Here is an 11,419-nt window from a genome sequence, read left to right as displayed (position 1 = left end):
CCTGGTGACCTCCGCCGACGTCGCCCTGTCCACGGCGCGGATGGCCGCCGCGGGGCTGGAGCAGCCCGAGGTGCGGGTGACCGCCGAGTCGGTCGGCGCGAGCAAGCCCGACCCCGAGGGCTTCCTCAAGGGCGCGGCGGAACTGGGCGTCGCACCGGCCGACTGCGTGGTCTTCGAGGACTCCGGGGCGGGGATCGCCGCGGGACGCGCGGCCGGCATGCGCGTCGTCGGCATCGGCCCGCGCGCCGGATTCCACGACCCGGACGTGGTCGTACGCGACCTGACCCAGGTACGGGTGGAGCGCGGCGAGGACGGGACGATCCTGCTGCACATCACGGACGCCGGGCACACGGGCTGACGTCGCCCGTCGCCGCGGCGGGGCCGGTGCGGCACGTTCCGTCGCCTCAGCGGTTGCCGGTCTCCGCCTCCAGGCGGGCCCGGGTCTCCGGTCCGTACACGCCCAGCTCGTCGCCGCGGATGCCCCGGGACCACTGGTAGTTGCGGACGGCGTCCTCCGTGCGGCGGTTGAACCGGCCGTTGGCGGGTTCGTTGTACAGGTACAGCTTGCTCAGGCGCTGCTGGAGGTCGACGACCTCCGGACCCCGGTCGCCGCGCCTCAGGGTGGGCCCGGCGGTGGTGCCCTCGTCCACTTCCTCCGCCTCCTCCGGGACGTCGGCGGGGGCGGTGGCCGTCGGGGCCGCGGAGGGCTCCGCCGCATCCGACGGGGCCGCCGAAGCGCCCGGCTCCGTCTCCGCCTCCGACTCCGAGGCCGACGGCGACGCCGACGGGCTCGCGCTCCCGGAGGGCGGGGCCGAGGCCGACGCCGGGGCGGACGCCTCCGGTGAGCCGGACACGCTCGTGGCCGGTGCCGCCGAGGGCGCGTCGGACGGCGCGTCCAGCACGCTCGCCCGTACGTCCTTCGGCAGCGCGCCGTCCCGCGACGGCGTCTCGTGGGCGAACAGCCCGCTGGCCCACCCGGCGGCCCCGATCACCGCCACGACGGCGCCGGCGGCCACGAGCAGCGTGGTGCGACGGCGGCGGCCACCGGGGGGAGAGAGTTCGCCGGCGTTTGGAGCCGGGCCCGGCCCCGGGCCCGCGTGCGGCCCTGCCGCGGCGGACACCACTCCGAGGGGGCGAGTGGAGTCGAACAGGTTCAGGTCGGTGGCGCTCGGCTCCGTGGTGGGCGGAGCGAGGGGCGCGGCGAGGGGCGAGGGCTGAGGAGCCGTCACCGGGGTGGCCGAGGGGAGTACGGATGTCGCGTCCGGGTCTCCGGGGACCCCCGAGGCTCCGGAAACGACGGGAGTGTCCGGGGTCTCGGGCGCGGCGAGTGCGTCCGGGGTGAGGGCGCGCAGTTGCATGGTCGCGTCGGCCGGCTGCGGTGCGCCGGGCGTCGTCTCCCCGCCCTGCGGGGTCTGCTCGTTGCGCGCCGAGAGCCCGCCGTGAGCCGCCGGTGCGTCCTGCTGGTCGGTGCCGGACGGGGCGGGTGACTCTTCCGCCTTTTGGTCGGGCCGGCCCGCCTGTCCCACCTGTCCCGCCTGGCCGGCCTGTTCCGCCTGGCCGACTCCTCGTCCGGCTTCCGGCTCCGGTGTGCGGCCGCCGCCCGGCGCACCACCGCTGTTCGGCGTACCCGGTGCGGCCGTCGTGCCGTCGTCGAGTTCGACGTACGGGCGGATGCGGAGCGGGGTGAAGTCCTCGGCCTCTGCCGCCTGCGCCGTACGGGCCTCGCGGAGGGCGTCGGACGCACGCAGGGTGCAGGCGCAGGAAGGGGTGTTGTCCCTGTTCCTGGGCGCACCGCATTCCGGGCACGGGGTGCCCGTCGAATCATCCACGTGGAGTCCCTCCCCTCGCGATCTCCAGAGATTATGCAGATCTTCTCCACACGCCGACGCACACGCCCCCGGAATGCGGTCTTCCGGATGGACTCAACAGGCCATAACCGGTCACACCGATCACGATGGACCGTGAAACGAGAACCTGTGGAGGTGGCCATGTCCGGGGACGCGCACGGCAGGACGGAGAGGGCGGGCAGCGCGCGGCCCTCGCCCGGTGCCGGTTCCGGACCGCCGGCCCCCGGCGCCGGTCCGGGAGGTCCGGGTGGCCCGGGAGGTCCGGGCGGTCCCCGTGAGCAGGTGTCCCGCAACGTCGTCGTCTCGATGGGCGCGCTGCTCCTCGGCCTGCTGCTCGCCGCCCTCGACCAGACCATCGTGGCCACCGCCCTGCCCACCATCGTCAGTGACCTGGGGGGCCTGGAGCACCTGTCCTGGGTGGTCACCGCTTATCTGCTGGCCTCGACCGCCGCGACCCCGCTGTGGGGCAAGCTCGGCGACCAGTACGGCCGCAAGCGGCTGTTCCAGACCGCGATCGTCATCTTCCTGGTGGGGTCCGCGCTGTGCGGCACGGCACAGGACATGGCCCAGCTGATCGGTTTCCGCGCGCTCCAGGGGCTGGGCGGCGGCGGACTGATCGTGCTGTCCATGGCGATCGTCGGCGACCTCGTCCCGCCCCGCGAACGCGGCAAGTACCAGGGCATGTTCGGCGCCGTCTTCGGGACGACGAGCGTCCTCGGGCCGCTGCTGGGCGGACTGTTCACCGAGCATCTGAGCTGGCGCTGGGTGTTCTACATCAACCTGCCCCTCGGGATCCTCGCCCTCGCCGTCATCGCGACGGTGCTGCACATCCCGCGCAGGTCGACCCGGCACGTCATCGACTACCTCGGTACTTTCCTCATCGCCTCCGTCGCGACCTGCCTCGTCCTGGTCGCCTCCCTCGGCGGCACCACCTGGGCCTGGGGCTCGCAGCAGATCATCGGCCTCGCGGTGCTGGGCGCGGTCCTCACCGTCGCGTTCGTGGCCGTGGAGCGCCGGGCCGCCGAACCGGTGCTGCCGCTGGGGCTGTTCCGGATCCGCACCTTCACGCTCGCCGCCGTGATCAGCTTCATCGTCGGCTTCGCCATGTTCGGCACGAGCGTCTATCTGCCGACGTTCCTCCAGGTGGCCCAGGGCGTCACCCCGACCATGTCCGGCGTGCACATGTTGCCGATGGTGGCCGGAACGCTGGTGGCCTCGACCACCTCCGGACAGATCGTCAGCCGTACCGGCCGCTGGAAGGTGTTCCCGATCGCGGGCACCGGCCTCATCACCGTCGGCCTGCTGCTGCTCCACCAGCTCGACGAGAACAGCTCCACCGGCGTGATGAGCGCCTTCTTCTTCGTCTTCGGCCTGGGGCTCGGCCTGGTGATCCAGGTCCTGGTGCTGATCGTGCAGAACGCCGTCTCCTACCAGGACCTGGGCGTCGCCACCTCCGGCGCGACCTTCTTCCGCTCCATCGGAGCCTCCTTCGGCGTCGCCGTCTTCGGCATGATCTTCACGAACGGCCTCGGCGACAAACTCACCGCCGCCTTCCGCGGTGTCCAGCTCCCACCCGGCGTCTCCGCCGACGCGCTGGAGTCCGACCCGCGCGGCATCGGAGACCTGCCGGCCGCCCTGCGTCCGGAGGTCGTCCACGCGTACGCCTCCGCCATCACCGACGTCTTCCTGTACGCCGTTCCCGTCGTCCTCGCCGGGTTCGTCCTCGCCTGGTTCCTCAAGGAGGACAAGCTGCGCGCCTCGGTCACCGCGCCCGACGGCACCGAGACACTGGCCAGCAACCCGGTGGAGCGGTCGTCGTACGACGAGGTGTGCCGCGCGCTGTCCCTGCTCGGCACCCGAGAGGGCCGGCGCGACATCTACCGGAAGACCACCGCCCGCGCGGGCTACGACCTGCTGCCCGCCACGAGCTGGCTGCTGCTGCGGATCAGGAGGCACGGCTCGGTGGAACCGGCCCTGCTCGCCGAGCGCAGCACCGTCCCGCTCGATGTCGTCATGGAGGCCGCCCGGCAGGCCGAGGTGCGGCACCTCGCCCGGCGCGAGGGCCTCGGCCTCCTCCTGACCGACGACGGGTTCGAGGCCGCCGAGCGGCTGGCGCGGGCCCGGGAGGATTCCCTGGCCGAGCTGCTCGGCGACTGGTGGGGGCCGGACCGGCCCACCGATCTGGTGCGCCTGGTGCACGAACTGTCGGCGGAACTGAGCGGATCGCGCGGGGAACGCCCGCACACCACCGGCGGGCGTCCGGAGGGTGCGCACGGGGGGCGACCGGGTACGCAGGTCGGATGAGCCCGCACGGGGGTTGGCAACTGCTGGGATTCGACCGAGCACGAGTGTGTTCTGGCGTGTGTGAGTGAGCGCTGGGTTCGCGGGGTGGGTTCAGCCGAGCCGTTTGGTGAACCAGTGCTCGGCGAACGGTCCGCTGTTGTGCGGTTCCGTCTCGGTGAAGCCGAGCCGCGCGTACAGGGCGCGGGCCTCCACCAGGTCGCCGCGGGTGTCCAGGATCAGCCGGGTGGCCCCCGAAGCGCGGGCCACGTCCTCGGCCGCGCGCACCAGGAGCGCCGCCCCGCCCCTGCCCCGCATCCCCGGGTGCAGGAAGACCCGGGTGAGTTCGGCGGTCGCCGCGTCCAGCAGCCGGATCCCCGCACTGCCCGCCGCCTCGGCCCCGTACCGCGCGACCAGCAGATGCCCGCGCGGCGGCACGAGGTCGGCGCCCGACTCCGCGGCGATCTCGCGCTCCAGCTCCTCCGGATCGGTCCGGCGCCCCTCGTGCAGCAGATACCAGCGGTCGCTGACTTCCGTGTAGTACGCCTGCCAGAGCGCGGCGGCGACGGGGGAGTCGGGGAGCTCGGGGCGGATGGTCCACGTCATGCCCGCATTCTGCGTATGCCTGTCCCCGGGCCCGCAACTCTGTTTGCGGGCCGGTCTTCGGGCAACCCGAACGGAGAACCGGCGCGCGAGGAGCGCCGGTTGGCCGACGAACCGGAAGGCATCCATGTCCACTGGCCTGATCATTGCCTTGATCGTGATCGTGGCGGTCGTTGTCGTCGCGGCGGCCGTACTGACCCTGCGCGCCCGTGGTCCACGCCACGGCGCGCACCTGAAGCGGCGTTTCGGACCCGAGTACGACCGGGCCGTCGCCCGGCACGACGGGGACGCGGAAGCCGCCGAACGTGAACTGGCCCAGCGCGTGAAGCTCCACGGCGACCTGCGGGCACGACCGCTGGAGGCCGCCGAACGGGAGCGGTACGAGGCGGGCTGGACGGCCGCGCAGGAGCGGTTCGTCGACTCGCCGCGGGAGGCCGTCGTCGAGGCGGACCGGCTGCTCGCCGACCTCGCCGCCGCCCGGGGCTACCCCGACGGCGGACAGTACGAGGAGCAGCTCGCCGCACTGTCCGTGCACCACGCCCACCACGTCGACGGCTACCGCCGGGTGCACCGGGTCGCGCAGGCCCGCGTGAACGGCGGGCACGAAGGCGGCGCCGGCACCGAGGAGATGCGCGAGGCCATGGTCGAGGCCCGCGCCCTCTTCGACGACCTGGTGCGGCCGTCCCGCCACGACGGCGGAGACCACCGCGGCGAGCCCGACGGCCACCGCGCGAGGACGGCCGAACGCGGCCGCCCCCACACGCCCTCACTGCTCCACCGGCGACAGGCGAAGGAGAGCTGACCGAGATGACCGACACGCCCCGACGCCCCGGCGACGAACCGCTGACCGAGGCGCCCCGCACCACCAGCCGCACGACTGTCCCCGGGACCCGTGACGGCGTCGGCGAGGACGTTCAGCAGGACCTCCACGGCGACCCCCGCCGTGACGCCTACGAGAAGGGCGCCCGGTCCGGTGCCCCGGACCTCCGCGAGGACACCGGCACAGTGACGCCCGCCCCCGGCGGCGCGGGCTCTTCGGCGGCCGGCCGCTCGCGGACCGGTGGCACGCCGGACACGTACACCTCCCTGGACGAGCGCCGCGACCGCCACGGAGGCGACCGCGCCCTCGAGGAGGCGCACGGCCCCCGTCTGCTCCCGCACGACGACCGCGACAAGCTCTCCGCGCAGTTGCAGCACGCCGTGGCAGGTTTCGTGGACACCCCGCGGGACTCCGTCGCGGAGGCCGATCGCGTGCTGGAGGAACTCGCCGCCCGCTTCACGGACGCGGTGACCGAGCGGCGCCGTACCCTGCGCCGGTCCTGGCGGACCGAGGACGTCGGCGAGGGCCCGAACGCCGCCGAGACCGGCACCGAGCAACTGCGCCTGGCCCTGCGGGACTACCGCGAACTGGCGGAACGGCTCCTGCACGCCTGACCGGCCCCGCGCCCGGGGCCGCCGTCAGGCGTCCCCGGGCTCCGGCCCGTCCGCCGCCGCCCGGCGCTCCCGCCACTGCCGTACGACGCCCTCGACGTCGTACGGCTTCTTGCCCAGCGGGGGGCCGGGCGGCGGCTTGTACATCATGTCGCGGATCTTGACGTTGATCTCCGTGAGGATCCTCCGGACGACCCGCTCCGAGGGAGCCGCGTAGGCCGCCTCCAGGGCGTCCTCGGCCTCCTTGCGCAGGGCCAGCGTCGGCGGCAGCACCGAGTAGCCCTCGCGGGCCAGCTTCCGCTTGACCCACCACATCTCGTCGTACGGGGTCTCCATGTCGCGCGGGAGGGGTTTGCCCGCTCCCGGCAGCCGCGCGAAGTCCCCGCGCGCCTCGGCATCACGGATCTGCCGGTCCACCCACGATTCGAAATCGACGCCCGGCGGCTTTCGCTCGGTCATGGAGCCATTGTGCCCGCCGGACGGACGGGACGGAGCCGGGCGTTTTATCATGCGGCGACAGCGAGCCGTTCCGGCCGCCGCACCAGGCCGTCCGGCCGCCGTCGGGCCGGTACAGCCGGTCCGCCAGAACGTCTCAGAAGGAGCGCACGTGCTCGAACTCACCATGGCCACCGTGTCGTCGGCGGAATCGGGGGCCACGGCCGGCATGCTCATGGCCGACGCGCCGACCGAGCCGGGCGCCGTGCTGCGGGTGGGCCGGGACAGGGCGGTGTGCCGGCTCTCCACGCCGGACGACTGGCTGTTCGTGTCCAGGGTCCACCTGGAGTTCCAGTGCGCCCAGGACGGCACCTGGTACCTGAGCTGGCTGCGCGGTTCGCTCCCCGAGCCGTCCTCCGAGGTCCGGCTGACCATCGGGGACCAGACCCACCCGGTCGCCTACGGCGGCAGCGTCGCCCTGCCCCGGGGCGGCAACGGCGAGGTCGTCATCCTGGACCGCTCGGCCCCGCGCAGCGTCAACGTGGGCTTCTACCACGAGGTGTGAGGCGGGAAGCCGCTGCCGCCCGGGCACACCGGCTCACTCCAGCACCCGCGCCAGTGCGAAGCCGTCGTACCGGACCAACCGGTCCGGCCCATCCGGTCGCGCGGGTGAAGGTACGCGCCTGCGGCCTTCCCCGTGATCCCTTGCGCCTCCCCGGCGAGCGACCCGTCCCCCTCCGTCTATGGTCATCCCGACCGAAGCCGGACCAAAGCCGGACCAAAGCGGGACCAAAGCGGGACGGACGTCAGGTGAACCGGGGGTTTCCTGCGTCCCTTCCGGGGGCGGCGCGAGCCTCATAGGGTTCGCGGAGGGACTCCCACGCGCGGGACGCGTGGGAACAACGGGGCGGGAGGCCGACGAGGCGTGGCGAACGCGGAACACAGGGGGCGACCGGCGGAGGCTTTCCCGGCCGCGGCCGTCGGAGACACGGGATCACGCCTGCACACGGTGCGGATCGGGCTGTGGCTGCTCGCCGCCGTCCTCGCCGTACGCCAGGTCGCGGCCGTCCTGACCACCCCGCGCGGGGAGCGGCTCACGGACCTCGAGACCTGGTTCGGACACGACGGCGTGCTGCAGGTCAGCGGCTCGCTCTACGCATCGACCCGCTTCACCGGCACGCCGTTCGGCGGGCTCGTCCTCAAACCCCTCACCCGATCGGCTGAACAAGCGCTCGGCTGGGGCTGGACCTTCGGCACGCTGCTGCTGGTCGTCGCGCTCGGCCTGATCGCCGCCCGCGCCCTGCCCCAGCCGGTCGGCCGCCGCACCGCGTCGCTGGCCGCGCCGGTCGCGATCAGCCTGCTCATGCTGTCCCTGCCCGTGCGCAACACCCTGTGGCTCGGGCAGACCAGCATCATCCCGGTCCTCCTCGTCCTGCTGGGCTGCTTCGTCGCCCGCGGACAGCGGGCCGGCGGCATCCTGATCGGTGTCGCCGCCGCCCTCCAGCCGGCCCTGCTGCTCTTCGCCCCCCTGCTCTGGTTCACCGGCCGCCGCCGGGCCGCCGCCGCGTCCGGTGTCACCTTCGCCACGGGCACCGCGCTCGCCTGGGCCGCGATGCCCCAGGACTCGCACACCTACTGGGTGCACCACATGGGGGGCGCCGGACTCGGCGGCCGGGCCGACGACCTCGCCAACCAGTCCCTGCACGGTGCCCTGCTCCGCCTGGGAGCCGAGGGTCCCCTGGAGATCGGTCTCTTCCTGCTGATCGGCGCGGCCGTCGTCACCCTCGGCCTGCGTCGCGCGGTGCGCTACGCCCACGACGGCCAGCTGCTGCTCGCCGTCGCGATCACCGGCTGCGCCGCCATCGTCGTCTCCCCGGCCGCATGGCAGCACCAGCTGCTGTGGGTGCTGCTCACCGTCGTCGGCGCGGTCGGCAGACGCGCCTCCGACCGGCTGGTGTGGCCCGTCGCCGTCGTCCTGGTGATGACGTTGCCGGCCACGATGATCCTGCCGAACCTGCCGGTGCTGCACCCCGTCCGGGACAACATCGTCCTGCTCGCCGCCCTCGCCGCCGCCACGCTCGTCCCGTTCCTGTCACGCACCTCGCCGTACTTCCGCACGCCCGTCCCGACCCGGTACGCCGACCCCGTCCCCACCCGCTTCCGGCACGTCCCGCTGCTGCCGTTCCTGCGCCGGGTCGTGACCCGCCCCAACCTGCTGCTGGAACTGCTGCTGATCCGCGTCACCTACGCCGCGTACTCCAAGGTGCGGCTCGCGGCGACCGGCGGCCGGGAGCGCGCGGAGGAGCACGCCCACCAGATCCTCGACCTCGAGCGCCTGCTGCACCTGGACATCGAGCACGCGGTCAACCACGCGGTCGTGGGGATCGGCTGGCTGCGGAACTTCTTCGACTTCTACTACACGTCGTTCCACTTCGCCGTCCCGCTCACGGTCCTCGGCCTGCTGTACTGGCGGCGCCCCGTCGACTACCGCTGGGCGCGCGCGAGCCTCGGCTTCACCACGCTGCTGGCCCTGGTCGGCTTCTGGCTCTACCCGCTGGCCCCGCCGCGCCTGATGCCGAACCTCGGGATCATCGACACCGTGCACGGCGTGCAGGACTTCTCCAAGCCGGACTACGGCACCCTCACCGCCCTCACCAACCAGTACGCGGCGATGCCGTCCCTGCACTTCGGCTGGTCCCTGTGGTGCGGCCTGGCCATCGCGGTCATCGCGCCCAGGATGTGGATGAAGGCGCTCGGTCTGCTCCACCCCCTGTTCACCGTCGCCGCGATCGTGGCCACCGGCAACCACTGGGTCCTGGACGCGGTGGGCGGCGCCCTCGTCGTCGTGGCCGGTCTCGGCCTGACGTACCTCTTCCAGGGGCCACGGGCCCGGTCGGTGACGGCCGCCGCCGTCACCGACCCGGCGCCAGGGCCCCAGGTCCCGGGGGCGAGGCCGCCGTACCCCGCCCCCGCACAGGAGGAACCGGCCCGGAAGCAGGTGCCTGCGCGGTCCTCGCCGCAGCCGTCCGCGAGGACTCGGCGGTGAAGGCTCAGCGGTGAAGGCTTCGCCGGGCACGGCGAAAGCGGCGGCCCCGGGGATCTGGGGGCCGCCGCTTTCGGTATGCGGGGTGATGCGGGTGGTGCCGGGGTGGTGCGAGGGGCTGGTGCCGGGTCGGTCAGTACCAGTTGTTGGCCTGCCAGAAGTCCCAGGCGGCGCACGGGCTGCCGTAGCGCTCGTTCATGTAGCCGATGCCCCAGGAGATCTGGGTGGAGGGGTTGGTCTTCCAGTCCGAGCCGGCCGAGGCCATCTTCGAGGCGGGCAGGGCCTGGACCAGGCCGTAGGCGCCGCTGGAGGCGTTGGTGGCGGTGTGGTTCCAACCGCTCTCGCGCTGGACGATGTTCGAGAAGCACTGGTACTGGGCGGAGTCGCCGATCATCGACTGCGCGGTCGCCTGGGCCGAGCCCGTGGCCGTGGTGGCGGCCTGCGCGGGGGCGGCGGCGATCAGCGAGCCGCAGGCGGCGGCTGCGAGAGCGGCACCGGCGAGGGCCTTCTTCGGGGTGGCGACGGTGCGGAGGATGGAAGCGGCGGTCACGTAGGAACCTTTCTTCGGCTACAGGGCGGTCGTCGTAGGTCCGGCCCCCCGGAACACCTGGTGGTGCGTGGGGGTGGGGCATACGTCGACGCCGCGGCCCGGGTGGGGCACGTCGGCGCCTGGCGACTGCTCCACAGAAGCAGCCTCGGGGGTTTGTCCGCAAAGGTCCCTTTTACTAATCGTGTTCGCATTCCGGGGGAGTGCCGGCCTGTGGCCGACGGTCATCCGCGCAGGCCGGAGCGGGCGGGCGCGGGAGCGGAGGAGGCCCGCGGGGCTACGACCCCGCTTCGTATGTGAGCCGGGTCATGTGGGGCGCCTCACGACGGGCCGTCAGTTCCGTCACCGTCGGCGTGCACGGGATCACTCAGGGGTGACCGGTGAATGTGACCGGGGTCTCGAAAGCCGCCCTGCGGGTGGCGCGGCGCAGGGCACGGAGCACCGGGGGCCCCAGCGTCAGGGCCAGGACGACGGTCAGCAGGGCCCGGCCCAGGTCCCAGCCGAGTGACGTGGCCAGGCAGTACGCCAGGAAACGGGCCAGGTTGGCGGGGACCGGCGCGTCCGGGTCGAAGGAGATGTTCGAGGCCAGGGCGGCCATGAAGGGCCAGCCCGCCATGTTCATCATCGTGCCGTAGGCGAAGGCCGCCAGGAAGCCGTAGGCGGCGAGCAGGCACAGCTCCGCCCGGCCCCGCAGTCTGTCCTGGCCCGGGAGCAGGCCCGCGCCCATCGTGAACCAGCCCATCGACAGCATCTGGAACGGGAGCCACGGGCCCACCCCGCCCGTGAGCAGCGCGGACGCGAACATCGTCACCGAGCCGAGCACGAAGCCGAAACCCGGCCCGAGGACCCGGCCGCTGAGGACCATCAGGAAGAACATGGGTTCCAGACCGGCCGTCCCCGCGCCGATGGGGCGCAGCGCCGCCCCCGCCGCCGCCAGCACGCCCAGCATCGCGACCGCCTTCGGGCCCAGGCCCGACTCCGAGATCGTCGCCGCCACCACCCCGACCAGCAGCACGAGGAGCCCCGCGAACAGCCACGGCGCGTCCTGCGCGTGGGCGTTGAGGGTGGAGGCGGGCGGGGCCAGGAAGGGCCAGCCGAACGCGGCCACGCCCACCGCGCTCACCAGGGCCAGCGCCACCAGCGAACGCGGGCCCAGGCGGACGGCCCGCGCCTGGCGCTGGACGCCGGTGGCCTTGCCGGTGGCTGGGGCGGCCTTGGCCCTTATACACATCT

General features: G+C 73.4%; 11 protein-coding genes. 6 read left to right on the top strand and 5 right to left on the bottom strand.

Annotation, left to right across the window (positions count from 1 at the left end):
• On the top strand, positions 1–358 hold a 358-nt coding region (locus tag AOK11_RS33345), incomplete at its 5' end, for an HAD-IA family hydrolase (protein WP_141666159.1).
• 46 nt (positions 359–404) lie between these two features.
• On the opposite strand, the gene AOK11_RS33340 is transcribed toward AOK11_RS33345, so the two are convergent.
• A complete protein-coding gene (locus AOK11_RS33340) occupies positions 405–1,829 on the bottom strand; it encodes a peptidoglycan-binding domain-containing protein (RefSeq protein WP_055597412.1) in 1,425 nt (474 codons plus the stop codon).
• 159 nt (positions 1,830–1,988) lie between these two features.
• Between AOK11_RS33340 and AOK11_RS33335 the strand changes: the two genes are divergently transcribed.
• Positions 1,989–4,151 carry an MDR family MFS transporter gene (locus AOK11_RS33335; protein WP_079035244.1) on the top strand — a complete coding sequence of 721 codons (2,163 nt, stop codon included), beginning with the start codon at positions 1,989–1,991 and terminating at the stop codon, positions 4,149–4,151.
• A gap of 90 nt (positions 4,152–4,241) precedes the next feature.
• Here AOK11_RS33335 and AOK11_RS33330 read toward each other — a convergent pair whose 3' ends face one another.
• Positions 4,242–4,733, bottom strand: a complete 492-nt coding sequence (locus tag AOK11_RS33330; protein WP_055597410.1) for a GNAT family N-acetyltransferase — start codon at positions 4,731–4,733, stop codon at positions 4,242–4,244.
• A gap of 124 nt (positions 4,734–4,857) precedes the next feature.
• Here AOK11_RS33330 and AOK11_RS33325 point away from each other — a divergent pair, with 124 nt between their 5' ends.
• Both AOK11_RS33325 and AOK11_RS33320 read left to right on the top strand, forming a co-directional pair.
• A complete protein-coding gene (locus tag AOK11_RS33325; RefSeq protein ID WP_055597409.1) occupies positions 4,858–5,532 on the top strand; it encodes a hypothetical protein in 675 nt (224 codons plus the stop codon).
• Positions 5,533–5,537: 5 nt separating this feature from the next.
• The gene (locus AOK11_RS33320) at positions 5,538–6,164 is read left to right on the top strand and encodes a hypothetical protein (RefSeq protein WP_055597408.1); all 627 of its coding nucleotides are present in this window, start codon (positions 5,538–5,540) and stop codon (positions 6,162–6,164) included.
• A gap of 24 nt (positions 6,165–6,188) precedes the next feature.
• Here AOK11_RS33320 and AOK11_RS33315 read toward each other — a convergent pair whose 3' ends face one another.
• The gene (locus tag AOK11_RS33315; protein ID WP_055597407.1) at positions 6,189–6,620 is read right to left on the bottom strand and encodes a DnaJ family domain-containing protein; all 432 of its coding nucleotides are present in this window, start codon (positions 6,618–6,620) and stop codon (positions 6,189–6,191) included.
• A gap of 148 nt (positions 6,621–6,768) precedes the next feature.
• Between AOK11_RS33315 and AOK11_RS33310 the strand changes: the two genes are divergently transcribed.
• Both AOK11_RS33310 and AOK11_RS33305 read left to right on the top strand, forming a co-directional pair.
• Positions 6,769–7,161: an FHA domain-containing protein gene (locus AOK11_RS33310; protein WP_055597406.1), complete on the top strand. Its 393-nt coding sequence runs from the start codon at positions 6,769–6,771 to the stop codon at positions 7,159–7,161.
• A gap of 360 nt (positions 7,162–7,521) precedes the next feature.
• Positions 7,522–9,642, top strand: coding sequence for a bifunctional glycosyltransferase 87/phosphatase PAP2 family protein (locus AOK11_RS33305; protein ID WP_079035243.1), 2,121 nt, complete (start codon positions 7,522–7,524; stop codon positions 9,640–9,642).
• A 130-nt stretch (positions 9,643–9,772) separates the two neighbouring features.
• Here the strand turns inward: AOK11_RS33305 and AOK11_RS33300 are convergent, their stop codons facing one another.
• A complete protein-coding gene (locus AOK11_RS33300; protein ID WP_055597405.1) occupies positions 9,773–10,189 on the bottom strand; it encodes an aggregation-promoting factor C-terminal-like domain-containing protein in 417 nt (138 codons plus the stop codon).
• A gap of 364 nt (positions 10,190–10,553) precedes the next feature.
• Positions 10,554–11,417 carry an ECF transporter S component gene (locus tag AOK11_RS33295; RefSeq protein WP_055597404.1) on the bottom strand — a complete coding sequence of 288 codons (864 nt, stop codon included), beginning with the start codon at positions 11,415–11,417 and terminating at the stop codon, positions 10,554–10,556.
• Positions 11,418–11,419 lie beyond the last annotated feature (2 nt).

This window comes from Streptomyces hirsutus (genome assembly GCF_001418415.1).
Lineage (GTDB): Bacteria > Actinomycetota > Actinomycetes > Streptomycetales > Streptomycetaceae > Streptomyces > Streptomyces hirsutus.
This window is presented reverse-complemented; position numbering and strand designations above follow the sequence as displayed.